A 25817-nucleotide genomic window follows, 5' to 3' on the forward strand; every position below is an offset into this window, starting at 1 on the left:
ACTCGTTAGCGGGAGGCGAATTCTACAGCGTTACTCGCTGCTGTCAACACCTCTTTTACACCGCTTTCGACCGAGTGGATCGAACCGTTAATGGAGTCCAACAACACGACTCCAGCAACTCCTTCGGGCCTCGATGAACTGAAGCGTAACCGCTGTCGAAAACTGCGTAACTCTTTGTTTACCAAGGAGTTTTCCGTTTCGACTGCGCCGGAAGTGGGCGAATTATAGACTTACAGAATCTGCCGTCAACCCCTAATGCAGGTTATCTATCAACAATCGTCGAAAACCTCTAAAACCCTGCTTATATAGAGGAGCGCACAAACAATGTGCGCAGTATATTGCTCAATTCACAGGGGTTGAGCATCATGTGGCGCGTTCGCGCTGGATGTTCGTCAGCATGGCAGGGCGTTTTTACTCAGCGGCGCGAATCGTCTGACGCTTTATCTGTCGTGATTAACGGGTCGATGCCCCAGTCTCCGTGCAAATACCAATCGTCTCCGATCATCTCGGCCGGATGCATCGTGCGATCGGAGCCATTTCCACACGCCATGGAATTTGCCGGACAGTACCTGTCGCAGCCCCAGCAGATGCGCTCGGGGTGCTTCGGGTGTATGGGAAAATTCTTGGCCATGCCGATCCCCAGGTAACGTATAGGAGTGCCTCCAGCCTATACAGCCTGCGTGGAAATGCGGTTGATACAGATCAAGAACGATGAATTCACTGTGTGCGTCGCTGACCTGAGCTTAACGCGACGTAGCTGATCAGCAGGACGCTGGCATTTGCGTCAACTTGGCGGTCTTACACGGCGCGCCACGGCCGCGGCGGTGCGAGAACGAGTCAGAATTGAATATATGAAGAACCACAACGCCACAGCCATCGGCTTCGATGCTCTTTATATGTGCACTCCCGTATTCGATGAGCACACGCTCATGGCCGGATTGCGTCCAGGTTGCCCTGTTTCGGCTGCCCGACTCGCAAGGCAAAGCTCATCGCCCCAAAAACTGACAATAATCATTATTATTCGCAAGAAAGCTTCCTAGACTCGGGGTCTTACTCGTCAGTGCCCGGAAAGCATCATGCGTCCCCCCCTTTTCGCTTTCACTCGCCCTGCTCTTACTAGCACCGCTCGGGAACAGCTCCATGCCCGACATGAGTCGGCGCAATCAATGGCTCCAGTGCCTGGGCGACGGAATGCGTCGGAATGCGCCGGTGATACGTGCCGTGCAGTGGGTGGTCGTGCGCTGCTCTTGGTGATACCGGCGGTGCTACCACTGCCGGACAATCAGGCACGGATCTTCGACAATCTGACCTTGCTCGCGCAGTTCCTGTTCTGGGGAATCTGGTGGCCATTCGTGCTGCTGTCGATGGTGCTGTTTGGCCGACTCTGGTGCGGAGTGTTGTGCCCGGAAGGTTCGCTGAGCGAATGGGCCAGCCGCTACGGCAAAGGTTTAGGCGTGCCGCGCTGGTTGCGCTGGGGCGGCTGGCCAACGTTGGCGTTCTGCCTGACGACCCTCTACGGTCAGTTGATCAGTGTCTATGACTACGCCCAGGCAGCGTTATTGATTCTAGGCGACTCGACGGTCGTGGCGGTCATCGTCAGTTTGCTGTTCGCCCGGGGCAAGTGGGGCTGGTGCCGTTACTTGTGCCCGGTCAGCGGGGTCTTTGCCCTGCTCGCCCGACTTGCGCCGATACACTTTCAGGTGGACGAACAACGCTGGGTGGAAAATGCCGCACCACGTCTGCCGCCTCCCAACTGCGCGCCCTTGCTCGATATCCGTCGCCTGCAAGGCGCCAGCGACTGCCACGCCTGCGGACGCTGCAGCGGGCAACGGCGCGGTTCGGCGTGATCGGTCTGGCCATAGGCGCTTTTCAGTGGACGGTCAGCCCGTGGTTCGTCGCCCTCAAACAACACCTCGTACACTGGCTGGTCGAACAGGACCTGCTCTGGCCTTTGCAGGACAACGCGCCCTGGTGGCTGCTCACCCATTACCCACAACTTAACGACAGCTTCAGTTGGCTCGACGGTTTCAGCATCGTCGCTTACCTGAGCTTGAGCTCAATATTGCTGGGCACCGCTTTGCTGATCCTGCTATGTCTGACGGCTCGACTGGCGGGAAACCCGGCTCTGTATTCGCCCCTGGCCCTGACCCTGACACCCCTTGGCGGCGCAGGGTTGTTTCTGGGGCTGACGGCGACCACCGTGAAGTTGCTGCGCTATGCAGGTCCAGTCTGCTGCTGGAGTGGGTGCAGCCGGCAAGGGACTTGCTGTTGATGGCGGCGATGGGGTGGAGTTTGGTGTTGGGGTGGAGGCTGCTGGGTCGCGAGGGCGCTTCGTTGGCTCGACGACTGCCAGGCAGTGGGTGTCTGTTACTGGCTAATGGGTTGGTGGGTTATGGATGGTGGCTGCAATTTTAGGGTTGGTAGACTTTGGGGCGTTTGCCAAAGTTACCGCAGGAATGGATATGTACACCGTCAAGAGATTGGTCGGCTGTCAGGCCGCCATCGCGAGCAAGCTCGGCTCCTACAGGGGGTCTGCGCACATCCACAAGAGACAGGCCGCCTTCGCAGACAAGCCAGCTCCCACAGGGATCACCCACGCAACACAAACTGCGGAAACAACTCCCGCATCGCCGCCCACAACTCCGCCTGCTCAGCCGGTGCCGAAATACTCGACAACTGCGGATCAAGCATCCGGGCAGTCCGTACCAACTGCACCGCAAAACGCTTGACCCCTAGAGCACTCAAACGCCGCGCCAGAACCAACAACCGCGCAGGCTCGAACAAATGCCAATGCACCGTGGTGCGGCATTCATAGTCGACACCGCTGGCCAGCAGATGCTCCAGACTGCGCCAGTTGGCGGCACCGCTACCCTCGACGCGAGTAATAGTTTGGCAATCCTCAGGCAAGGCTTTGATATCGAAACCGACCCAATCGGCCCCCGTCACTGCCTTGGCAAAGGCGGCCGGTTTGATCCCGGCACTGTGCAAGCCGATGCGAAATCCCATCTGTCGCACTTCATCCATGGCGCCGAGCAGGCCGTCCTGCAACGTTGGCTCACCGCCGCTGAACACCACGGCATCGAGCAAGTCCTGACGACGTTGCAGAAACGCCAACACCCGGCACCATTCCACTTCTTCGCTGCCGCGAGGCGGGATCAATTGCGGGTTATGGCAGTAACGACAGCGCCAGGCGCACCCCTGGCAAAACAACACGCAGGCCAGCTGTCCCGGGTAGTCGAGAGTGGTCAAGGGCACCATGCCCCCGACCCGAAGCATTCGACTCATTGGCGCCCGGCCAGTGCCGCGCTTTCAGTGAAGTGGACCCGCTCACGATGCTCGGATTGCTTGCCCGGATTGAAGGCCGATACCGGCCGGTGATAACCCATCACTCGGGTCCAGACTTCGCAGCGTTGACGTTGAGCTTGAGGCAGTGTTTGCAATGCATTCATGGTGAAGCTCCTTGCGGTTGAGTGAGTCGAAATCAATGAGCAGTGCCGAGGTTTTGCTCACGCAGCAGCAGCGCCTCGTCGCACTTGGGGCAGAACTCATGTTCGCCATCGAGGTAGCCGTGGACCGGGCAGATGGAGAAGGTTGGGGTCACAGTCAGGTAAGGCAGCCGGAAGCGCCCAAGGGCCTTGCGCACCAGTTGCTTGCAGGCCTCAGTCGAGGAAATTCGCTCGGCCATGTACAAATGCAGCACCGTGCCGCCGGTGTATTTGCATTGCAGTTCGTCCTGAAGCTCCAGGGCTTCGAATGGATCGTCGGTGTAGCCCACTGGCAATTGCGAGGAGTTGGTGTAATACGGAGCCTCCACGCTGCCGGCCTGGAGGATATCGGGATAACGCTTGAGGTCTTCCTTGGCGAAGCGGTAGGTGGTGCCTTCGGCCGGAGTGGCTTCCAGGTTGTAGAGGTGGCCGGTTTCCTCCTGGAAACGCAGCAAGGTGGCGCGCACATGGTCTAACAGCTTCAGGGCAAACTGCCGGCCCTGTTCGGTGTGCATGCCCTGCTCGTCGCCGGTGAAATTGCGCAGCATTTCATGCAAGCCGTTGAGACCGATGGTGGAAAAGTGGTTGCGCAATGTGCCCAGGTAACGCTTGGTGTAGGGGTACAATCCGGCGTCCATGTGATGCTGAATCACCTTGCGCTTGACCTCCAGGCTCTCCATCGCCAGTTCCATCAAGGTGTCCAGGCGCTTCAACAGACCGCTGGTATCGTCCTTGAACACATAGCCCAGACGCGCACAGTTGATGGTGACGACGCCCAGCGAGCCGGTCTGTTCCGCCGAACCGAACAAACCGCCGCCGCGTTTGAGCAACTCGCGGACATCCAGCTGCAGACGGCAGCACATCGAGCGCACCTGATTGGGTTGCAGATCTGAATTGAGGAAGTTCTGAAAGTACGGTAGCCCGTAACGCGCGGTCATCTCGAACAGGCGGTCGGCGTTCTCGCTGTCCCACGGAAAGTCATGGGTAATGTTGTAAGTCGGTATCGGAAAGGTGAACACCCGCCCTTTTGCATCGCCCGCCTGCATCACCTCTATATAGGCGCGGTTGAGCAGATCCATTTCGACCTGCAGGTCGCCATAGGCAAACGGCATTTCGACGCCACCGATGACCGGTATCTGTTCACGTAAGTCCTGTGGGCAGACCCAGTCGAAGGTCAGGTTAGTAAAGGGTGTCTGGGTACCCCAGCGCGAAGGCACATTGAGGTTGTAGATGAACTCTTGCAGCGCCTGGCGCACCTCTTGGTAGCTCAGCTGGTCCTTGCGCACAAAGGGCGCAAGGTAAGTATCGAACGAGCTGAACGCCTGGGCGCCGGCCCATTCGTTTTGCAAGGTGCCGAGGAAATTCACCATCTGCCCCAGCGCACTGCTCAAGTGTTTCGGCGGACCGGCTTCGACTCGCCCGGGCACGCCATTCAGGCCCTCGTGCAACAGCATACGCAGCGACCAGCCGGCGCAATAACCGGCGAGCATGTCCAGGTCGTGCACATGCAAATCCGCCTCGCGATGAGCCTGGCCGATCGCCTCGCTGTACACCTCATCGAGCCAATAATTGGCGGTGACCTTGCCCGACACGTTCAGCACCAGCCCGCCCAGGGAGTAGCCCTGGTTGGCGTTGGCCTGGACCCTCCAGTCTTCACGATCCAGGTACTCGTTCATTGAGGTCGCCACCTCGACCATGGTTCTGCGGTCGCGGCGCAAACGCCCGTGCTGTTCGCGGTAGACGATGTAAGCGCGCATGGCGAAGAAAAAACCGGCGTCCATCAACACCCGTTCGACGCGATCCTGGATCTGTTCGACATGCAGTCGCGCGTGCCCTTCCAACCGGGCCAGTACCGCCCCGAGCAAACCCTCGACTTCGGACTCGGTGTACTCCCCGGTGGCCTTGCCGGCGGCGATCAAGGCCTGACGGATCTTGTCCGCATCGAAGGCGACCAGACTGCCATCGCGTTTGTGCAAGCGGTTACATCCTATTGAGATCAGCGTGCTCTGCATTCGGCCTCCAGACACTACATATAGATGTTTTAAACTTTAAAAACACAACATGCGGGGAAGGCTACGGATAAAGGGCAGTTCTGCACTTGATCGACGTCAAGAATTACCGGCAAAAAAGACGCCCAAATGCGGGGTGGATAAAAAACACTTTGGCCAGCGAGAATCCAATGTGGGAGTGAGCCTGCTCGCGATGACTGCAGCACATTCAACATTGATGTCGACTGTTCTACCGCTATCGCGAGCAGGCTCGCTCCCACATTGGATTTGTTGTGTTTTACAGATCAGGTCAACCGCCACTCATGCTCATGAAGCGCAAAATCTGCACCGCCCCTTCCGGGTTGAAATCGTGACGCAAGGGCTTGCCGCGCAACGCCTGTTGCACCGCATTGATCAGCGGTTGGTCATCCAGCGGATAGCGGCGCAGCAAACCGCGCAAATCAAGGGAGTCTTCCTGCCCCAGGCAGAGCAGCAGCCGCCCTTCAACGGTCATCCGCACCCGGTTGCAGCTACCGCAGAAGTTGTGGCTGTTGGGTGAAATGAAACCGATCCGGGTAGCGGGATGACGTTCCAGGCGTACATAACGCGCAGGCCCGCCACTGTTCTCGGCACTGTCGAGCAACGCATGACGGCTGGCGATCAGCGCACGTACCTCGTCGCTGGAACAAAACGATTCGCCACGCGCGCGCCCGACGTCGCCCAAGGGCATTTCTTCGATAAAGCTGATATCGATGTGTTGCTCGATGGCGTACTGCACCAACCCCAGGACTTCATCGAAGTTGCGTCCTTTCATCACCACGCAATTGAGTTTGATCCGCTCAAAACCCGCACCGCGGGCCGCTTCGATGCCGTTGAGCACCTGATCGAGATCACCATTACGGGTGATCGCACGAAACTTCTGCCCATCCAGGCTATCAAGGCTGATGTTCATCCGCTTGACCCCGGCCTCCGCCAACGGCCGGGCCAGACGGCCCAGCTGCGAGCCGTTGCTGGTCATCACCAGTTCGCGCAAACCCGGCAAAGCGGCAATGTTGCGGCACAGCCCGACAATACCGGGGCGGATCAGCGGCTCGCCGCCAGTCAGGCGGATTTTGCGCACCCCCAGGCCGACGAACAGCGTCGCCAAGCGCTGCAATTCTTCGAGCGTAAGGACCTGCTGACGTGGCAGAAAGGTCATGTTTTTCGCCATGCAATACACACAGCGAAAATCACAACGATCGGTCACCGACATCCGCAGATAATCGATCTGCCGCCCAAAGCCATCCTGCATGACAGTGCTCATCACATTTCCCCGGTTTGCCAAATGGTCACTGCGGCCTATTGCACCAGCGGTGAGTCGGCGCCCTGCAAGTGGATGCCGCGAATATCTGCGGCACCGATCAGGGTTTGCAGGTATTGCACTAACGCTTTTTGCCAGACGCCTTGCTGCAATTGCGTGCGAATTGCCGTAGAGACCACCTCGTAGGGCAGCGGCATGCCTTCGATCCGCTGATCGACACTGACCACATGCCAGCCGTAACGACTCTCCAGCGGTTTGCCGGCCAATCCCGACGCCAATGTAAATATCTGACGCTCCAACTCCGGCACGGTCTGGCCCTTGCTGATCTGCCCTAGAGAACCGCCTTGAGCCTTCGACGGACAGGCCGAATATTTCAGCGCCAGCTCGGCGAAACTGCCGGGGAAATCCCCCAGACGCTGCAGGAGGATTTCGGCCTGCTCGTGCGCCAGGCTCCGGGCCTCGGCATCGTCCGGCGCACATTCGAGCAAGATGTGCCGCACCGCCAACAACGGCGCGCTATGGAAGCGCCCGCGATTGTTTTCGTAGTAACGAAGACTGGTTGCTTCATCACACTGGGGTACTTGCACCTCGCGCTCAAGCAACAAGCGGGTGGCCGCTTCCTCTTCATTTTCGCCGGCACCAACCTGTAACAACAGGCCGAGCTCGGCAATGCGCTGCTGCAACAACTCGCGGATCACCAGCGCCCTGGCGGCCAGATACACCGCCTCTTCCCGGCTCTCGGCCGGATGATATTGCAGCTCCTGGGCCATGGCATCGGAGGTGATCGACACCTCGTTGACGCTGATGATCGGCCACTCCTGCTCGCTGCTGGCGATCAATTGCGCCGGGGCGCTGTCAGCAGCAGCCGGTTCGACCGGGAGTGCTTCAAACTGCACCGCACCTCCCGGCGCGATATCAACGACGCCTGGCGCCGAGGGCTCCGCTTGCTTTGAAGAACCGCAGCCACCGCTGCCCCCTTTACCGCCGCCACATCCACATCCACCTGACATGATTGCCTCCTCAGATTTTCTGCCGAACGATTTGATAACGCCGTCCCAGGTACCAGATCGGTGCACTGACCATGTGTACGAGACGGGTAAAGGGAAACAGCACGAACAGGGTCAAGCCGAGAAACACATGCAGCTTGTAGGTCAAGCCGACCGGCGCGATGGACGCCGCCGCTTCCATCGGACGCAACAGCACAGTGTTCTGCGCCCAATCGGCGAGCATCACCATCACCGAGCCGTCCATATGCGCGGTGGACGCCACAATGGTCAGCAGCCCGAGCAGCAACTGCGCCAGCAGCACCAGCAGAATCAGAATGTCCGACACGCTGGAAGTGGCTCGCACCCGTGGATCAGTCAGCCGCCGATTGATCAGCATCAGCAGACCGATCAGGCACAGCAGGCCGAAAATCCCACCGGAGACCATTGCCAGCAACTGCTTGTTCTCCGTGCTGATCACATGGTGATAAACCGACGCCGGCGTCAGCAGGCCGACGAAGTGCCCGGCCAGTACGAACAACACACCTATATGGAAGAAGTTGCTCGCCACGCGCATGCCGCGCTGATTGAGCATTTGGCTGGAACCAGCCTTCCAGGTGTACTGCGAGAGATCGAAGCGCGCCCAACTGCCAATCAGGCAGATCGCCAGGGCGACATAGGGATACACCCCGAACAACAACAGATTCCACTTAGACATTGCCTACCTCCCTGGCTGGCACAGCGGCCAGCCCTTCATGCTGAAAATCGACCCAATGCAATGGCACCGCGCTTTCCTCGCGGGCCTTGCCCGGTGCGCTTGGCAGCGAACTGCAACGGTCCTGCTGTTCGGCCTGGAGAAAGTCCACGGCCTCTTCTTCCCAGATCTTGTCGAGGGCTTCGAGAGAGTCGTCGCGCGGTTCTGCTGCGACTTGCGCACGCAGGTCGGCCACCGCTTGGTGCGGCTCGGCGCCGGCAATTTGCAGCAGTGCCCGGAAGCAACTGGCATAGGCGCTTTCACGCTCATCCAGACGCGCCGCCAGCAAGGCCAACAGGTGCGAAACATCGGCCAGGCCCTCGCGAGCCTCGATGTCCTCGCGGGTGGACAGGAACTCCAGGTACAGCGGGATGTAGTCCGGCAGCTCTTTGACACCGATGGCAAAACCGGCGGCTTCGTATTGCGCCATCATGTCGACCATGGCCTGACCACGGTCGCGGGATTCGCCATGCACATGCTCGAACAACAGCAGCGACAGCGAGCGACCCCGGCCGAACAGCGCACCGTAGTGCTCCTGCCCGTCCATCAGGTCATTGGCGCAGATCAGCTCGAGCAATTCGAACAATGCGCCGCGTTGCGTGGGGCTGATTTCCCGTGCCTGGATAATCGCCTGTTCCAGTTCGTCGCGACCCGCGACCAGCGTCTCGGTCGGATAATCGAGCAGCAGCGAAATCACTTTGAGAATGCGCATGCTCATTCCTCCCACAACTGGACGGTTTTCAGAATGTCGCGGCGATTGGCTTTCTTGGCGCCGAACATATTGGTGTCGGAACTGCCGCTACAACCGCTGCCGAAACTGAAGCCGCAGCCAGAACGCTCGGCAAACGCATCGCTCATGGCGTCTTCACGGTGGGCACTGGGCACTACAAAGCGGTCTTCATAGTTGGCGATTGCCAGGTAGCGATACATCTCCTCGACCTGAGCCACGCTAAGCCCGACGTCCGCAAGCACTTGCAGATCCTGGACACCGTCGACTTGCTCGGAACGTTTGTAGGCGCGCATTGCCAGCAAGCGTTTGAGCGCGCGTTTGACCGGTTTTTCATCGCCTGCGGTCAGCAGGTTAGCCAGGTAACGCAGCGGAATACGCAGGCTATCGACATCCGGGATCACCCCGTTCATGCCCACGGTGCCAGCGGTTGCAGCATTCTGGATCGGTGACAGCGGCGGTACGTACCAGACCATCGGCAGGGTGCGATATTCCGGGTGCAGCGGCAGCGCCAGTTTCCAGTCCACCGCCATTTTGTAGACCGGTGAACGTTGTGCGGCATCGATCACCGACTGCGGCACACCGTCGGCCAGGGCCTGACGAATCACCGCCGGGTCATTCGGGTCGAGGAAGATCTCCAGTTGTTTCTCGTACAGATCCTGTTCATTCGCGGTGCTCGCCACTTCGCTGATGCGGTCGGCGTCATACAGCAGCACACCGAGATAACGAATGCGCCCGACACAGGTTTCCGCACAGACCGTCGGCATCCCGGCTTCGATACGCGGGTAGCAAAAGATGCACTTCTCGGATTTACCGCTTTTCCAGTTGAAGTAGATCTTCTTGTACGGGCAGCCGCTGATGCACATCCGCCAGCCGCGGCATTTCTCCTGATCGATCAGGACAATCCCGTCCTCCTCGCGCTTGTAGATCGCCCCGCTCGGGCAGGCCGCTGCGCACGTAGGATTGAGGCAGTGCTCGCACAGACGCGGCAAATACATCATGAAGGTGTTTTCGTACTCGCCGTAAATGTCCGCCTGGATCTTGTCGAAGTTCTTGTCCTTGCGCCGCTTGGCAAATTCGGTACCGAGGATTTCCTCCCAGTTCGGGCCCCACTCGATTTTTTCCATGCGCTTGCCAGAGATCAGCGAGCGCGGCCGCGCCGTTGGCTGGTGCTCGCCCAGCGGTGCGGTGTGCAGATGCTGGTAGTCGAAGTCGAAGGGTTCGTAGTAATCATCGAGGCGTGGCAGATCCGGGTTGGCGAAGATATTCGCCAATACGCGGAATTTTCCGCCGATCCTCGGGTTGATCGTACCGTTGGCATTGCGGATCCAGCCGCCCTTCCACTTGTCCTGGTTTTCCCATTCTTTCGGGTAGCCGATCCCGGGTTTCGATTCGACGTTGTTGAACCAGGCGTATTCCATGCCTTCGCGGCTGGTCCAGACGTTCTTGCAGGTGATCGAGCAAGTGTGGCAACCGATGCATTTGTCCAGGTTCAGAACCATGCCGATTTGTGAGCGAATTTTCATGACTGTTCTCCTCAATCCATCTCGGTCGGCAGGGGACGCGGCAGGTCATCGCCGGTCGAACCATCGAGCCAGTCGACTTTGGCCATCTTGCGCACCACGACGAATTCATCGCGGTTGCAACCGACCGTGCCGTAATAGTTGAAACCGTAGGCTTGCTGGGCGTAGCCACCGATCATGTGAGTCGGCTTGAGTACGACACGGGTGACCGAGTTGTGATGGCCGCCACGGGTCTTGGTGGTTTCCGAGCCGGGCACGTTCACGATTCGTTCCTGGGCGTGGTACATCATCACCATGCCGTCCTTGACCCGCTGACTGACCACCGCTCGTGCGGTCAGCGCGCCGTTGACGTTGAAGCACTCGATCCAGTCGTTGTCCTCGATGCCGGCGCGTTTCGCGTCGTTCTCCGAGAGCCAGACAATCGGCCCGCCACGGCTGAGGGTGAGCATCAGCAGGTTGTCGCTGTAGGTGCTGTGGATGCCCCATTTCTGGTGCGGGGTGATCCAGTTCAGGACGATTTCCGTGTGGCCGTTGCTGCGCTTGCCTTTCACCCCTTCGATGGTGCGGGTGTTGACCGGTGGCCGATAACTCATCAGCTGCTCGCCGAACGCCTGCATCCACGGGTGATCCTGATAGAACTGCTGGCGACCGGTGATGGTGCGCCATGGAATCCCTTCATGGACGTTGGTGTAGCCGGCGTTGTAGCTGACGTGGTCGTCTTCGAGACCCGACCAGGTCGGGCTGGAAATGATCTTGCGTGGCTGTGCCTGAATGTCGCGGAAACGAATCGCCTCGTGGGCCTTGGACAGCGCCAGGTGGCTGTGGTCGATCCCGGTGAATTCCGACAGCGCGGCCCAGGCCTTGACCGCCACCTGGCCGTTGGTTTCCGGCGCCAGGGACAGAATCACTTCGGCGGCATCGATCGCCGTGTCGATTTTCGGCCGGCCGTGGCTGATGCCCGCGTCGCCCTCATGGTGATTGAGTTCACCGAGGAATTTCACTTCATCGTCAGTGTTCCAGTTGATGCCCTTGCCACCGTTGCCGTGTTTTTCCAGCAAGGGCCCAAGGGAACTGAATTGCTTGTAGATGTTGGGGTAGTCACGCTCCACCACGTGCAGGTTCGGCGCGTTCTTGCCCGGCTCAGGTGCCACGCCGGCGCTTTTCCAGTCGGTACCACCAAACGGTTGGGCCAGTTCGCCAACGCTGTCATGCATCAGCGGGATGGTTACCAGGTCCTTTTCAACCCCCAGATGCCCTTCGGACATGCTGGAAAACGCCTTGGCAATGCCTTTGTAGATCTCCCAATCCGAACGAGATTCCCACGCCGGGTCAATGGCCGCCGACAATGGGTGAATGAACGGGTGCATGTCCGAGGTGTTCATGTCGTCTTTCTCGTACCAGGTCGCGGTTGGCAACACGATGTCCGAGTAGACGCAGGTCGAAGACATGCGGAAGTCCAGGGTCGTCACCAGGTCAAGCTTGCCGATGGCACCCTCGTCCACCCATTCCGCTTCTTCGGGTTTGCAGTCGCCGACTTTGCCGATGTCTTCGTTCATCACACCGTTTTTGGTGCCGAGCAGGTACTTGAGCATGTACTCATGGCCCTTGCCCGAGGAGCCCAGCAGGTTGGAACGCCAGATAAACATGATGCGCGGGAAGTTGACCGGGCTGTCCGGCTGCTCGCAGGAGAACCGCAGGGAACCGTCCTGCAACGACTTGACCACGTAGTCCTTGGGGTCCATGCCGGCCGCTGCAGCGTCACGGCAAATATGCAGCGGGTTGGTGTTCAGTTGCGGTGCACTGGGCAGCCAACCGGCGCGTTCGGCGCGGATGTTGTAGTCCAGGGCATGCTCGGGAAACTGGCTCTTATCGGCCAGCGGCGAGAGCACGTCGTGCATGCTCATTTTTTCGTGGCGCCATTGCGAGCTGTGGGCATAGAAGAAGCTGGTGCCGTTCATTTGCCGAGGCGGACGGTTCCAGTCCAGGCCGAACGCCAGTGGCAGCCAACCGCATTGCGGACGAAGTTTTTCCTGACCGACGTAGTGCGCCCAACCGCCACCAGTCTGGCCGACACACCCGCAGAGCATGAGCATGTTGATCAGCCCGCGGTAGTTCATGTCCATGTGGTACCAGTGATTCATTGCCGCACCGACGATGATCATCGAGCGGCCCTTGGTCTTGTCCGCGTTATCGGCGAATTCACGGGCGATCTGGATGGCTTTCTCACGGCTAACGCCAGTGATTTGCTCCTGCCAGGCCGGGGTGCCCGGCACACTGGCGTCGTCGTAATCCTTGGCGACGTTAGCGCCACCCAAACCGCGATCGATTGCCAGATTGGCCGCCGACAGGTCAAACACGGTGGCGACTTTCGCCACGCTACCGTCCGCCAGCACCACGTTATGCACCGGCACGCGGCGGTATTGCACGGCATCGCCGGCCACGTGCTGGAAGTGCTCGTGGGACTCGCCGGCAAAATACGGGAACGCCACTTCGGCGACGTCATCACCGATCAGGCTCAGCTTCAGATCGATCTCACGCCCTTCGCCGCCTTCACGGGCGAGGATGTTCCACTTACCCTTCTCGCCCCAGCGATAACCGATGGAGCCCTGGGGCGAAACCAGTTCACCGCTGACATCCAGCGCGATGGTTTTCCATTCCGGGTTGTTTTCCTGGCCGAGGTTGTCGGTCAGGTCCGAGGCGCGCAAGAAGCGGTCCGGCTGGTAGCCGGCGCCCGGCGCCACATCGACCATTTGCTTGAGCAGCACCAGCACCGGCAAATCGGTAAAGCGCTTGGCGTATTCGGTGAAATAGGCGCTCGGTTTGTCCAGGTGGAACTCTTTGAAGATGACATGGTTAAACGCTTGGGCCAGCGCCGCGTCAGTGCCTTGCTTGGGGTTAAGCCACAAGTCGGTGAGCTTGGCCACTTCCGAGTAATCGGGCGTGATGGCCACGGTTTTAGTGCCCTTGTAACGGACTTCGGTAAAAAAGTGCGCGTCGGGGGTACGGGTCTGCGGAACGTTGGAACCCCAGGCAATGATGTAGTTGGAGTTGTACCAGTCGGCCGATTCCGGCACGTCGGTCTGCTCGCCCCAGACCATCGGCGAGGCCGGTGGCAAGTCGCAGTACCAGTCATAGAAGCTCAAGCAGGCGCCGCCGATCAGCGACAGGTAACGCGACCCCGCGGCATAGCTGACCATCGACATCGCAGGAATCGGCGAGAAGCCCACGATCCGGTCAGGGCCGTATTGTTTGATGGTGTAGACGTTGGAAGCGGCGATGATCTCGTTGACCTCCTCCCAGTTGGAACGAATGAAGCCACCCATGCCGCGTTTGCTTTTATAGGAGTCGGCCTTGACCTTGTCCTCGACGATGCTGGCCCAGGCTTCGACCGGCGCCATAGTCTGCCGCGCATCGCGCCAGAGTTTGAGCAACGGCTTGCGGATTTTCGGGTACTTGAGCCGGTTGGCGCTGTAGATGTACCAGCTGTAACTGGCACCACGCGGACAGCCACGAGGCTCATGGTTAGGCAGATCGTTACGGGTGCGCGGGTAGTCGGTCTGCTGGGTTTCCCAGGTGATCAGACCGTTCTTGACGTAGATTTTCCAGGAGCAGGACCCGGTGCAGTTCACCCCGTGAGTGGAACGCACGATCTTGTCGTACTGCCAGCGCGAACGGTAGACGTTCTCCCAGTCACGAGACTCTTTGCGGGTCTCTCCGTGACCGTCGGAAAACTCGTTTTGCTTGCGGTTGAAAAACCGCAGTTGATCCAGTAAATGACTCACGGTGTATTCCTCTCAGGCTTGCCGCGGGGTTCTGTGCCCCGCCCACGCAATGGTTGGATTCGGGTCGGCTTAGCAGGGTGTCGCGGCGCCTTTGCGCGCGTACCACCACCAGGTCACCACAATGCAGCTCAGGTAGAAGCCGACGAACATGTAGAAGGCCATCTCCGGGCCCCCGGTCTGGGCCATCGAAGTGCCGAAGGATTTGGGAATGAAGAACGCACCGAAGGCGCCCATCGCAGAGCTGAAGCCCAGGACGGCGGCCGACTCCTTGCCGGCGTTCTTCAGCGCCTGTTCACGGATGGCCGGCGATTTCCCGGCGCTGAACCTTTCATGCAGGGTGCGGAAGATCACCGGGATCATCCGGAACGTGGAGCCGTTGCCCACGCCAGTGGTGATGAACAACAGCATGAACATGCCAAGGAAGCCGTAGAAGTTGCCGCCCGAACCGTTCTGCGGCAGGAAGTGCAATACGCCGAAGACCATCACGATCATCAGAACGAAGTTCCACAAGGTCACCTTCGCGCCGCCGAGTTTGTCCGCCAGCCAGCCGCCCAATGGACGCACCAGGGCACCGACCAAGGGGCCGAGGAAGGCAAATTTCAAGGCGATCACGTCAGGGAAGGAGGTTTTGATCAGCAGCGGAAACGCCGCGGAAAAACCGATGAACGAACCGAAGGTCGCCAGGTACAACCAGCACATCAGCCAGTTGTGCTTGCGCTTGAAGATCACCGCCTGTTCGCTGAACGAAGCCCTGGCGCTGGACAAGTCGTTCATGCCGAACCAGGCAATCAGCGTTACCGCAATAATGAACGGCACCCAGATGAACCCGGCGTTCTGCAACCACAACTGGCTACCGTCCGGCAGTACTTGCGGCGATCCGCCCATGAAGCCGAACACGCCGAAGGTAATCACCAGCGGCACGCAGAACTGCATCACTGAGACACCCAGGTTACCCAACCCGGCGTTGAGACCAAGGGCTGTGCCCTGCTGGGACTTGGGATAGAAGAAACTGATGTTGGACATGCTCGACGCAAAATTGCCGCCGCCAAAACCGCACAGCAAGGCGATCAGCACGAACACGCTGTAAGAGGTGCTCGGGTCCTGCACGGCGAAGCCCATCCAGATCGATGGCAACAACAGCGACGCAGTGCTCAGGGCGGTCCAGCGGCGGCCGCCGAAGATCGGCACCATAAAGGAATAGAAGACCCGCAAGGTCGCGCCGGACAGCCCCGGCAACGCCGCCAGCCAGAACAGCTGATCGGTGGTGAAGCTGAAGCCGATGGCGTTCAACCGCACGATCACCGTGCTCCAGACCATCCACACCGCAAAGGCCAACAGCAGCGCAGGAATGGAAATCCACAGGTTGCGCGTGGCGGTCTGTTTGCCGCTACGCCCCCAGAATGCTGGGTCTTCCGGGCGCCAGTCATGAATGACCGGGCCTGAATCAGGCTTTTGCAGAACGGACATGTTCTTCTCCTTGGGCAATGCTGGAAAACGGGGACGAGGTCACCGGCAGCTCTTTACCGAACACCGGGCTCTTGCGTATTTCGCTGAAGTACATCCAGGTGAGGGAGACCCAGACCACGCCGTACATCAACATGAAGCAGGAGGAGCGCACGCCGGTCAGGTCCACCAGCGCACCAAAAAGAATCGGCAACACGAAACCGCCCAAGCCACCGGCCAGGCCGACGATGCCGGACACGGCGCCCATGTTTTTCGGGTAGTCATTGGCGATATATTTGAAAACCGAGGCCTTGCCGAACGCGAAGGCGATGCCCATGACGAACAGCAGCACGGTGAACAGCGTGGGGCTCAAGCCAATATGAAAATTCAGCGGACCGTTGAGGGTCTGCACCTGCAATTGGGTCTGGGGATACGAGAGCAGAAACAGGCAGACCCAACTGACCCACAGCACCCACCAGGTCACGCTCTGAGCACCCCAGCGGTCCGACATCCAGCCGCCGACGGCGCGCAGCACACCACCGGGCAGGGAAAAACAGGCGGCCAACAGGGCTGCGCTTTGCAGGTTGAAACCGTATTCCTGCACGTAGTATTTGGTCATCCACAACGCGAGGCCGACATAGCCACCGAAGACGATCGAGTAGTACTGGCAGTAGCGCCATACCGCTGGGTCTTTCAACGCCTTCAGTTGCTCACGCAAGCTGGCGCCCGTGGCACTGCGGTGACCCTTGTTCTCCGTGGTCAAGAACCAGAAGAGCAGCGCGGTGATAAACAGGATTGCGCTGAAGACTTTCGGTACCAGTTGCCAGCTACCGGCGGCGATCAGCGCCGGGGCCAGGAACTTGGTCACTGCGGCCCCGGCGTTGCCCGCGCCGAAAATACCCATGGCAAAGCCTTGGTTCTGCTGGTCGAACCATTTGGCGACGTAGGCAATACCCACCGAAAACGAGCCGCCGGCCAGGCCAACGAACAACCCCAGCACCAGGAACTGCCAGTAGGCGGTGGCGTGGCTGATCAGGTACAGCGGCAACACGCAGGACAGCATCAGCAGGAAAAACACGCTGCGCCCGCCGAAGCGGTCGGTCAGCAGGCCCAGCGGTAAACGCGCCAGCGAGCCGGTCAATACCGGAGTGGCGGCCAGCAGGCCGAATTGGGTTTCGTTGAGCTGGAGAAGCTCCTTGATCGGCACGCCGAGCACCGCAAACATCATCCAGACCATAAAGCACACGGTGAAGGCCAGCGTACTCATACCCAGCACAAGGCCTTGTTGTACACGCGGTTGGGTCACAACGTTCTCCAGTCAGTTAGCCATGGCCGCAGACTAGAGAGACGAACCCTGCGAAAACTTGATCCATGTCAACGAAGCCCATGGCGGTATAGGCCTATGCTTGCCCTGTATACCTCTAAGGAGGTAGTTCTAAAAACCAAGTAAAGCCTTTATTTATCAATGTATTAACTTCGTTTGCCGACGCTTTTACTGACAGGGAACGGCCGACAACTCTTTAGAGGTAGTGCGACCAGGATCGGCTGCAAAACCATTGGCAGTTACGATCAGGTGCTCTACATGTTCTGTTTCCCTCTCGGCAATCTCCCCTTTTCCGCGGATCGGCACTGATGCTCGGTTGGCTGCGTAGCTCCCTGCCCGCGCGCGCCGGGCTCGCGGTGATCCTGATCGCTGTGCTCGCCCTCGCCAGCTCGTTGAGCGCCGGGCTGATCGCCTGGTTTAGCCAGGGCGACGCAGCGGCCATCAACACCGCAGGTTCCGTGCGCATGGAGACCTACAACCTGAGCTGGAAGCTGGCCAGCGGTGCAACCGGCGAAGAAATCACCGCCATCACCGACAGCCTGCAACAGCGCCTGAACAGCCACTCACTCAAGGCCGTTCTGGAAGATGGCCCGCCGACTGCTCTGCAGGCCAGCTACCAACACATCCAGCAGCGCTGGAACGACGATTTGCGCCCGGCGCTGGAGCGCGGCGATGCAGTGTTTTTCCAGGCCAACGCCCAGCCCTTCGTCGAACAACTGAACCAGTTCGTCAGCCTGTTGCAGCAACAAAGCGAACACAAACAAGGCTGGCAGCAGGCGATCCAGGGCATGGCCTTGTTCACCACGATGATCATTCTGCTGATTGGCTTGTACGAGCTGCAGTACGGCGTCGTAACGCCTTTGCAAGAGTTGGTGGACGCCACCCAGCGCTTTCGCGGTGGCGATTTCAAAGTGCGGGTCAACCATCAGTCGCAAGATGAACTCGGCCAGTTGGCCATGAGCTTCAACGCCATGGCCGAGACGATCGAAGAATCGCACCGCACCCTGGAGAGTCAGGTCCAACAGAAAACCCTGAACCTGCAACAAGCCAATGCCGCCCTGGAACTGCTGTATCAAAGCAGCCAAAGCCTGGCCACACGCCTGGCCAACGCCGAAGGGCTGGATGAATTGATCCGGCGCTTCCAGCAACGCCTGCCTGGCTTGCGTCTATCGCTGTGCCTGCGCGGCGCGGTGCAGGCACCCGCCTCGCACATGCTCGCCCTGCATGGCGAAAACGACCGTGAAGTCTGTGCCAGCAGTGAATGCGCCACCTGCCAGAAACACGCTAAAGCCAGTCCGAAAACCTTCAGCATCAGCAACCAGGGCAACGAGCTGGGTGAGCTCAAGGCGTATTTTGACGACGGGCATCGGGCACAGAATTGGGAAGCCCAACTGATCCAGGCGCTGGCCAACCTGATCGGTACCTCGCTTTCACTCAAGCGCCAGCGCGAACAGGATCATCGCCTGCTGCTGCTCGATGAACGCACCATCATCGCCCGCGAGTTACACGACTCACTGGCCCAGGCCCTGTCGTACATGAAGCTGCAAGTCAGCCGCATGCAGACCCTGATGCGCCGTGGCGAACCGGTTGAAACCCTGGAAACTGTCACCGCCGAGCTGCGCGAGGGGTTGAACAACGCCTACCGCCAGTTACGTGAACTGCTGACCACCTTTCGCTTGCAAATTCACGACGCGGGTCTGGCGCAAGAGCTCAAGGACACCGCCCAGGAGTTCTCTCGCCGGGGTGATTTCCAGGTGCACTTGCACGTCGACACACTGGCCTTTCAACTGTCGGCCAGCGAGCAAATCCACATTTTGCAAATCACTCGCGAGGCGCTCTCCAATTGCTTGCGCCACGCCCATGCGCAAAACGCCTGGCTACAACTGCGTCAGGACGGCGAAACCGTCAGGCTCTCGGTCGAAGACGACGGCCGCGGCTTTAGCGGCGATGTCGACCAGCGCGAACACCACGGCCTGAACATCATGAATGAGCGCGCCCGCAGCTTGCGTGGTCAGCTACAGATATTTTCCCGAACGCCGCAAGGCACCCTCGTCCAACTGGAATTCCTGCCGGAGTTTCTCGGGCAGCAAACAGAAGGTAGCGTCCCATGAACCCGCCCCTGCAACACAGAATCCTGCTGGTAGACGATCATCCGATGATGCGTCACGGCATCCGCCAAATGCTCGAACTGGAAGATGATTTCCAGATCGTCGGCGAAGCCGGTCACGGCGAAGAAGCACTCAGCCTCATCGAACCGCTGCAACCGGATCTGGTGTTGCTCGATAACAACATGCCGCAGATGAATGGCATCGAAACCCTGCGCCGGTTGCGGGCAATGCACTACACCGGCAAGGTGCTGCTGTTCACCGTGTCGGACGCCGAAGACGATATTCGCGACGCACTGCGCCTGGATGCCGATGGCTACCTGCTCAAGGACATGGAACCCGAGCTGTTGATTCAGTACATCCGTGATGCACTGAACGGCGCACTGGTGATCAGCCCCGGCCTCACTCAGGTCATGGCCCAGGCGCTACGTTCGCCACCACGCCTGGCGGTGGTGGAACTGACCGAGCGCGAACGCCAGGTGCTGAAAACTATTGCCAGCGGCTTTAGCAACAAGGTCATCGGGCACAAGCTGGGCATCACCGAAGGCACGGTCAAGGTTCACGTCAAAAACCTGCTGCACAAACTCGGTTTGCGCTCGCGGGTAGAGGCCGCCGTGTGGGCCATGGAACATCTGCGCAGCCCGACCTGAAACACATACCTCTTTGGAGGTAGACCGGCGGAGGCATAGGCCACACGGTTCGCGCGCTCTACTATGACCGTCAGCGGAGGTACGCCATGCTGACCCACCCTTCAATCGTTTTAATCTTGCGCCGTCATCACCTGTTCAGCCAATTGCCGGAAAAAGTATTCCAGGACGTCTGCACCCTGGCCAACCTCAAGCGCCTGAGCTGCCATGACACACTCATGCATCAGGGCGACCCGGCCAAACGGTTTTTCCTGCTGGTCAGCGGTCAGGTCAAGCTGCACAGAGTCACCGGTGAAGGTCAGGAGAATCTGGTGGAAATTATCCACGCCGGGCAAACCTTCGCCGAAGCTTTGTTGTTCAGCCAGGCCAGACTCTACCCGGTGAGTGCCACAGCGCTGAAGGACAGCGTACTGGTCAGTATCGAGGGCAGCCATTACCGCAATGCCCTGGAAGATCAGCCGAAAATCTGCCTGGCGATCCTGGCAAGCATGAGCATTCACCTGCACCAGCGCCTCAAGGACATCGATACCCTGACCCTCGCCAGCGCCAGCCGACGGGTCATCAATTTCCTGTTCCAGGAGCGCGACCCGGTCAACGGCCAGATTGTCTTGCAGGTTTCCAAACGCCTGGTGGCCTCGAAACTGGGTATTCAACCGGAAACCTTCTCACGCATTTTGCATCGCCTGGTCGAGAGCGGCCTGATCGCGATGGAGCGGCGCAATATCCGCATCCTCGCTGCAGAGGATCTGGCGGCTTACCAACAGTGATGGGCTTGCGGCAGGCTTGACCATGGTCAAGGCGCCACGCAGCCAGCCTTGCACACTGACAGGGTCCATCAGTGGAGATCCCTCATGCCCGCATCAATCCTGCCTTTGGTCTATTCCTGCTCCGGCTGCTCCAACGTCGCCCAACTGGCCAACACTCTGGCCTTGCGCCTGGATCGCAGCGGTCTGGCCGAAATGTCCTGCATCGTCGGTGTCGGCGGGCATGTGCTAGCACTGGTCAACAAGGCGCGCTCGGGACGCCTGATCCTCGCGCTGGACGGCTGCCCGCTGCAATGCGTCGAAGGCTGCCTGAACCAGCACGGCCTGCACGCCGATGTGCACCTGATTCTGAGCCAGCATGGACTGCGCAAGCGCTATGGCGAGGATTGCACCGAGGAGCAGAGTGATGAGTTGTTTGAAGAGGTTAAACAGTTGATTGGTAGGAGCGAGCTTGCTCGCGATGGACGTTAACGATAACGCGTGTTTTCTGAATAAACGCGCCGCCCTGGAGTCCATCGCGAGCAAGCTCGCTCCTACACCGCAGCCAACCCCTTCCCTGCCCGCTCCAGATTGCGCCACAACCAAACAGGCAAAACATCAGGATCAAGACTGTCGATCAGGTTCTTCAGTGCCAGCCCCAGTTCGGTATCGCCCTCGATCACCAGGCGCCTGCGGAAAAACAACGTATCCGGGTCCTCCTGGCGACTGGCCAGGAGTAAAAACTCCCGCCAGTTGCCACTGATGGTCACGTGCGCCTGCGCGCGCTCGGCAATCTGCAATCCCCCGCGGCCCAGGGTCAGGTACCAGGACAAGCCCAGGTCCGGAATCCGCAGGCACAGCCAGCGACCGCGCAACAGTTCAAACCCACCGTCACGCAGCGGCTCGGCAAGACATCGGTTGAGCGCTTGCTGCAACGCCAACCGCTGCACGACAAAGGGCACCCGGCGTACGAGCGGCAACAACCGGTCGGCACCTTTCAACAGCCACTTTTTTCGGTTCAACACAGGCCGACCTCCTCGACGCGCAACATCCCGGCCTGGCCATGCCAATAGCCATTGCAACCTTCGACGAAGAGCGGCGGCGTTTCGCCCAGGCGGACCCGTTGATAGGCCGTAATCACCTCGGCCATGCCCTGAGCGCGCGGGCTAAGACGCAACAGATCAGCGCCGCAGGCCACCAGCCCGGCATAATCAGCCAGCAGGTTGGTCACCTCGGCGGACATCGTTTGAATGCCGTTGAGGGTGAACAGCGGCTGGCCTTCCTGACTGGTCAAGGCCAGGCCGTCGGGGTAGTTGATGCAGCAAAACTGGCAGTCGTCCTTGGGCCGGTTTTCCGCCCGAGCGGTGAAGCAGCGTGCGGAATAGGCCAGGGGCAAATGCCCATAGGCAAAGATTTCGACTTCCGGCACCTCGCGGCCCAACTCGCGCACCTGATCGATCACATCGCCGATCAGTGCAGCCGAACATTCCACCGGCGGCACCCAGCGGGTCATGCCGCAGTCCAGCAGTTGCGCCAGCGCATGACCGTTGTACAAATTGAGCGCCGGGCCTGCGACAAAAGGCAATTTACGTTCGGCCAGCAACTGCACCGCGCCCATGTCGTTGGCCTCCACCAGCAATTGGCCGTTGTCGCACAGACGTCGCAGGCTAGAGAGCTCGGACGCCGCTTCGATCAGCGTCAGGCTGGAAAGCACCAGCTGCGCCTGACTGCATTGCTGCAACTCGCGCCCCAGGCCCAGCCACTGATCCAATGAAAATGCCCGGCGTTTCGAACACACGGTTTCCCCCAGATAAATCACATCCAGAGGCAAGGCCGACATCTCGGCGTAAAAATGACTGAGTTGCTCTTTGTCCCAATAAAACAGGACCGGTCCCAGGCTGAGCTTCATGTCCCGTTCCTCATTGCCATGATCGATGATAAGCACCCAGGGTGGTCTGGCTGCCTTCGGATAAACCGGCCAACACTCGACGCCATTCATCCTTGACCCGAAAGGTGCCCGGCGAACCGCGATGGGCATCCAGGGCGGCGCGCCAGACGCGGGTGACTTGCTCCACATAGGCCGGGCTGCGTTGGCGGCCTTCGATTTTTACCGCCTCGACACCGATGGCCGCCAGCTCCGGCAGCAGGTCCAGGGTGTCGAGGCTGGTGGGTTCCTCCAGCGCATGGAAGCGCTTGCCGTCGACCAGGAAACGGCCTTTGCACAAGGTCGGATAACCGGCCGGTTCGTCCGGGGTGTAGCGGTCGATCAGGACCTCACTGAGTCGCGCGCTCAAGCCTTGGGCGTCTTCGCTCCAGCGCACCGCTTTGGCCGGCGAACAGACGCCGCACAGATTCGGCGATTCTCCGGTGATGTAGGAAGAAAGATGGCAACGCCCTTCGGCCATGATGCACAAGCTGCCGAAACCAAAGACTTCAATGGGCACCGGGCTGCTGGCCGCCACGTGGCGGACTTGCGCCAACGACAACACCCGCGGCAGCACGGCGCGGCGAATCCCGTAGCGCTGCGCGTAAAACTCAAGCGCCGCGGCATGGGTCGCCGAGCCCTGGACGGACAAGTGCAACGCCAGTTTCGGGTGACGCTGACTGGCGTAGTTGAGCACCCCCGGGTCGGCGGCGATCAGCGCATCCACGCCGAAATCGGCGGCGCGATCTACCGCCCGCTGCCAGCGCTCCCAGCCCTTGGGCTGAGGGTAGGTGTTGACCGCGACGTAGAGCTTGCGTTGATGCTGGCGAATGTGGGCGACCGCGGCGTCGAACTGTTTGTCGTCCATATTCAACCCGGCGAAATGCCGGGCATTGGTGTCATCACGAAAGCCGACGTAGACGGCGTCGGCGCCTTGGCGCACGGCCGCTTTTAGCGCAGGCAGGTTCCCTGCCGGGCAGACCAGTTGCATGGGTAATCCTCATGAAAGAACTCGTCGCGACCATCGGCTGATACCTGTCGCGCGCAGGTTCAGAGCGATCGAAAATGCGCTGCCAGTCTAGCGAGACCGGCGACCACGACCTTGACGGCAATCAATTGCCATCACTGCATCAGGTCAGCGAAGGGCAGAAACGTGACATTGTCGTGCTTGAGCACTTGCTGCTCGCACTCAACCACGGCAAGCCCGTCGGCCCAGCAGGCGGCAGTCAACATGGCCGAGCTTTGCTGAGGGTGCAGCTCCACGCTCAATTGCCCGTCGTCGCCGGCGCTCAGCTTTGCCCGCAGGTACTGCCGGCGCTTGTTGCGCTGCAGCCAATCGAACGCCGCCGGCACGGCCAATGGCACTGGCATCACCTCACACACACCCTGTGCCCTGAGCAGGAACGGACGCACCACCACCAACGCAGTAATCAGCGCCGCCGATGGGTTACCCGGCATACCGATCCAGGGTTTGCCAGCCACCGCCCCAAAGGCCAGGGGTTTACCCGGCTGGATGGCCAGCCGCCAAAAATCCACGCTGCCCAGTTCCTCGATCGCCTGTTTGAGATGGTCTTCCTCACCCACCGATACGCCGCCCGAGGTCAGCAGCAGATCGCATTCCGAAGAAGCCAGAATCAAGGCATCGCGGCTGGCGGCCAACTCATCGGCCATGACCCCGTAGTCATGCACCTCGACACCCCAGCCGCGTAACAGCGCGGCGAGGCAGTAACGATTACTGTTGTAAATCTGCCCCGGCGCCAATGACTCGCCCGGCTCACGCAGTTCATCGCCGCTGCTGAGCAGGCACACCTGCAAAGGTCGATAAACCTCGACCTGCGCTACGCCAGCACCTGCCAACAGCCCCAGCTCTTGTGGGCGCAAGCGCTTGCCGGCCTTGAGCAACAGATGCCCAAGGCGCACTTCTTCGCCCTCCTTGCGCACGTGCTCGCCAACGCGTACTGGCGGGAACCAGACGCGCTCGCCCTCGACCTGGCAACGCTCTTGCGGTACCACGGTATCGGCACCCGGTGGCAGCGGCGCTCCGGTAAAAATCCGCACTGCCTGCTGCGCCAACAACGGCGAGCTGTCGCTGTCCCCCGCTGCGATCCGGCCAACCACCGACAGGTAGCCGCCCGCCAGTGGCAGGTCAGCCGCCCTGAGGGCATAGCCGTCCATGGCGCTGTTGTCCCAGGCCGGCAGGTTCACTGGGGAATAAATGTCACCGGCCAGCACCCGTCCCAAGGCTTGATCCAGCGGGATCTTTTGCACCGGTGGTGGCGACGGTGCCTGGTTCAGCAGTCGGGCGATGGCCTCGTCCACGGGCATCAGGTTGCCGCTGTCGCACACCGGGCCGGTCATGGCCGTGCCTCACAAGCATCGATGACCCGCTGCGCCTGCGGCTTCAAATGCGGAGCGAAATTGCACGGGCCGGTGCGACTGTCCAGTTGTTCGAGCAGGATCATGTTCCAGGCGGTTCGGCACGCGCCCGGCGAACCCGGTACGCAGCACACCAGCACGCCGTTGCTCATCCCGGCCAATGCCCGGGACTGCAAACTGGACATGCCGATTTCCGCCAGAGACACCTGACGGAACAATTCGCCGAAGCCTTCCACATGCTTGTCCAGCAAGGGCAGAACCGCTTGCGGTGTGTTGTCGCGAGGGGTGAATCCGGTGCCGCCGGTCATCAGTACCACTTGTACCTTGGGGTCGGCGATCCAGTGGGAGAGTGTTGCGCGGATCTGATAAATGTCGTCCTTGACCAGATCACGATCGATCAGCACATGCCCGGCCGTTTGCAGCAAATCCGTCAGTGTCTGTCCCGAGGTGTCGGTTTCAAAGGTTCGCGTATCGCTGATGGTCAGCACGGCGATGTTCAGCGGTTGAAAAGTGCGTTGCGCCAAATGGGCCATATCCAAGCCTTCCCGTAGATGAGGGTATAGCCCAGCCTGAACCGGAACGCCGACCGAGCCTATTCCTCCAAGGAGGTACCTCGACGGGGGCAATGGGGGAATACTGGTACGAATGCAGTTAAGAAAAAGCAGATTCAGACGCTGTGCTCATCCGGAATCCACCCCTCACCCTAACCCTCT

21 protein-coding genes and 1 pseudogene are annotated in these 25817 nt (G+C 59.9%); 5 read left to right on the top strand and 17 right to left on the bottom strand.

What is annotated here, in order from left to right; translation table 11 throughout:
- Nucleotides 1-415: 415 nt before the first annotated feature.
- Nucleotides 416-631, bottom strand: coding sequence for a DUF3079 domain-containing protein (locus ACZYSM_RS21255; RefSeq protein ID WP_489074261.1), 216 nt, complete (start codon nucleotides 629-631; stop codon nucleotides 416-418).
- Nucleotides 632-1140: 509 nt separating this feature from the next.
- Between ACZYSM_RS21255 and ACZYSM_RS21260 the strand changes: the two are divergent.
- A pseudogene (locus tag ACZYSM_RS21260) lies at nucleotides 1141-2415 on the top strand (4Fe-4S binding protein).
- A 174-nt stretch (nucleotides 2416-2589) separates the two neighbouring features.
- Here ACZYSM_RS21260 and ACZYSM_RS21265 read toward each other — a convergent pair.
- The 11 genes from ACZYSM_RS21265 to ACZYSM_RS21315 all read right to left on the bottom strand — a co-directional run bounded on the left by ACZYSM_RS21265 (nucleotide 2590) and on the right by ACZYSM_RS21315 (nucleotide 17291).
- Nucleotides 2590-3285 (bottom strand): anaerobic ribonucleoside-triphosphate reductase activating protein, encoded by a 696-nt coding sequence (locus ACZYSM_RS21265; protein ID WP_489074263.1) that lies wholly within the window; start codon nucleotides 3283-3285, stop codon nucleotides 2590-2592.
- A complete protein-coding gene (gene nrdD / locus ACZYSM_RS21270; RefSeq protein ID WP_489074265.1) occupies nucleotides 3282-3449 on the bottom strand; it encodes an anaerobic ribonucleoside-triphosphate reductase in 168 nt (55 codons plus the stop codon). The genes ACZYSM_RS21265 and nrdD overlap by 4 nt, the downstream gene beginning before the upstream one ends.
- Nucleotides 3450-3481: 32 nt before the next feature.
- The gene (locus tag ACZYSM_RS21275) at nucleotides 3482-5497 is read right to left on the bottom strand and encodes a ribonucleoside triphosphate reductase (protein ID WP_489074267.1); all 2016 of its coding nucleotides are present in this window, start codon (nucleotides 5495-5497) and stop codon (nucleotides 3482-3484) included.
- Nucleotides 5498-5783: 286 nt separating this feature from the next.
- Entirely contained in the window at nucleotides 5784-6776 is a 993-nt protein-coding gene (gene moaA, locus ACZYSM_RS21280) for a GTP 3',8-cyclase MoaA (RefSeq protein ID WP_489074269.1), read from the bottom strand.
- A 35-nt stretch (nucleotides 6777-6811) separates the two neighbouring features.
- Nucleotides 6812-7783 carry a peptidylprolyl isomerase gene (locus tag ACZYSM_RS21285; protein ID WP_489074271.1) on the bottom strand — a complete coding sequence of 324 codons (972 nt, stop codon included), beginning with the start codon at nucleotides 7781-7783 and terminating at the stop codon, nucleotides 6812-6814.
- 10 nt (nucleotides 7784-7793) lie between these two features.
- Nucleotides 7794-8474, bottom strand: coding sequence for a respiratory nitrate reductase subunit gamma (gene narI, locus ACZYSM_RS21290; RefSeq protein ID WP_489074273.1), 681 nt, complete (start codon nucleotides 8472-8474; stop codon nucleotides 7794-7796).
- Nucleotides 8467-9222 (bottom strand): nitrate reductase molybdenum cofactor assembly chaperone, encoded by a 756-nt coding sequence (gene narJ, locus ACZYSM_RS21295; RefSeq protein ID WP_489074275.1) that lies wholly within the window; start codon nucleotides 9220-9222, stop codon nucleotides 8467-8469. The genes narI and narJ overlap by 8 nt, the downstream gene beginning before the upstream one ends.
- A 2-nt stretch (nucleotides 9223-9224) precedes the next feature.
- Nucleotides 9225-10763, bottom strand: a complete 1539-nt coding sequence (gene narH / locus ACZYSM_RS21300; RefSeq protein WP_489074278.1) for a nitrate reductase subunit beta — start codon at nucleotides 10761-10763, stop codon at nucleotides 9225-9227.
- 11 nt (nucleotides 10764-10774) lie between these two features.
- Nucleotides 10775-14542 (bottom strand): nitrate reductase subunit alpha, encoded by a 3768-nt coding sequence (locus ACZYSM_RS21305; protein ID WP_489074280.1) that lies wholly within the window; start codon nucleotides 14540-14542, stop codon nucleotides 10775-10777.
- Between the two features lie 69 nt (nucleotides 14543-14611).
- Nucleotides 14612-16009 carry a NarK family nitrate/nitrite MFS transporter gene (locus ACZYSM_RS21310; RefSeq protein ID WP_489074282.1) on the bottom strand — a complete coding sequence of 466 codons (1398 nt, stop codon included), beginning with the start codon at nucleotides 16007-16009 and terminating at the stop codon, nucleotides 14612-14614.
- Nucleotides 15987-17291, bottom strand: coding sequence for an MFS transporter (locus tag ACZYSM_RS21315; protein WP_489074284.1), 1305 nt, complete (start codon nucleotides 17289-17291; stop codon nucleotides 15987-15989). Before ACZYSM_RS21315 ends, ACZYSM_RS21310 begins: the two co-directional genes overlap by 23 nt.
- A gap of 326 nt (nucleotides 17292-17617) precedes the next feature.
- Here ACZYSM_RS21315 and ACZYSM_RS21320 point away from each other — a divergent pair, with 326 nt between their 5' ends.
- From ACZYSM_RS21320 to ACZYSM_RS21335, 4 genes are all read left to right on the top strand, one after another.
- Nucleotides 17618-19420: a HAMP domain-containing protein gene (locus ACZYSM_RS21320; RefSeq protein ID WP_489074285.1), complete on the top strand. Its 1803-nt coding sequence runs from the start codon at nucleotides 17618-17620 to the stop codon at nucleotides 19418-19420.
- On the top strand, nucleotides 19417-20064 hold the full coding sequence (gene narL, locus ACZYSM_RS21325) for a two-component system response regulator NarL (RefSeq protein ID WP_489074287.1): 648 nt from the start codon (nucleotides 19417-19419) through the stop codon (nucleotides 20062-20064). The genes ACZYSM_RS21320 and narL overlap by 4 nt, the downstream gene beginning before the upstream one ends.
- 86 nt (nucleotides 20065-20150) lie before the next feature.
- Nucleotides 20151-20828, top strand: a complete 678-nt coding sequence (locus ACZYSM_RS21330) for a Crp/Fnr family transcriptional regulator (RefSeq protein WP_489074289.1) — start codon at nucleotides 20151-20153, stop codon at nucleotides 20826-20828.
- 84 nt (nucleotides 20829-20912) lie between these two features.
- Nucleotides 20913-21296, top strand: a complete 384-nt coding sequence (locus ACZYSM_RS21335; RefSeq protein ID WP_489074291.1) for a putative zinc-binding protein — start codon at nucleotides 20913-20915, stop codon at nucleotides 21294-21296.
- A 62-nt stretch (nucleotides 21297-21358) separates the two neighbouring features.
- On the opposite strand, the gene ubiT is transcribed toward ACZYSM_RS21335, so the two are convergent.
- The 5 genes from ubiT to moaB form a co-directional block, all read right to left on the bottom strand.
- Nucleotides 21359-21829 carry a ubiquinone anaerobic biosynthesis accessory factor UbiT gene (gene ubiT / locus ACZYSM_RS21340; protein ID WP_489074293.1) on the bottom strand — a complete coding sequence of 157 codons (471 nt, stop codon included), beginning with the start codon at nucleotides 21827-21829 and terminating at the stop codon, nucleotides 21359-21361.
- The gene (locus tag ACZYSM_RS21345) at nucleotides 21823-22713 is read right to left on the bottom strand and encodes a U32 family peptidase (RefSeq protein ID WP_489074295.1); all 891 of its coding nucleotides are present in this window, start codon (nucleotides 22711-22713) and stop codon (nucleotides 21823-21825) included. Before ACZYSM_RS21345 ends, ubiT begins: the two co-directional genes overlap by 7 nt.
- A 10-nt stretch (nucleotides 22714-22723) precedes the next feature.
- Nucleotides 22724-23719, bottom strand: coding sequence for a ubiquinone anaerobic biosynthesis protein UbiU (gene ubiU, locus ACZYSM_RS21350; RefSeq protein ID WP_489074297.1), 996 nt, complete (start codon nucleotides 23717-23719; stop codon nucleotides 22724-22726).
- A 131-nt stretch (nucleotides 23720-23850) separates the two neighbouring features.
- On the bottom strand, nucleotides 23851-25086 hold the full coding sequence (locus tag ACZYSM_RS21355) for a molybdopterin molybdotransferase MoeA (protein WP_489074299.1): 1236 nt from the start codon (nucleotides 25084-25086) through the stop codon (nucleotides 23851-23853).
- The gene (gene moaB, locus ACZYSM_RS21360; RefSeq protein WP_489074301.1) at nucleotides 25083-25637 is read right to left on the bottom strand and encodes a molybdenum cofactor biosynthesis protein B; all 555 of its coding nucleotides are present in this window, start codon (nucleotides 25635-25637) and stop codon (nucleotides 25083-25085) included. Before moaB ends, ACZYSM_RS21355 begins: the two co-directional genes overlap by 4 nt.
- Nucleotides 25638-25817 lie beyond the last annotated feature (180 nt).

Source organism: Pseudomonas sp. F220 (assembly GCF_057813935.1).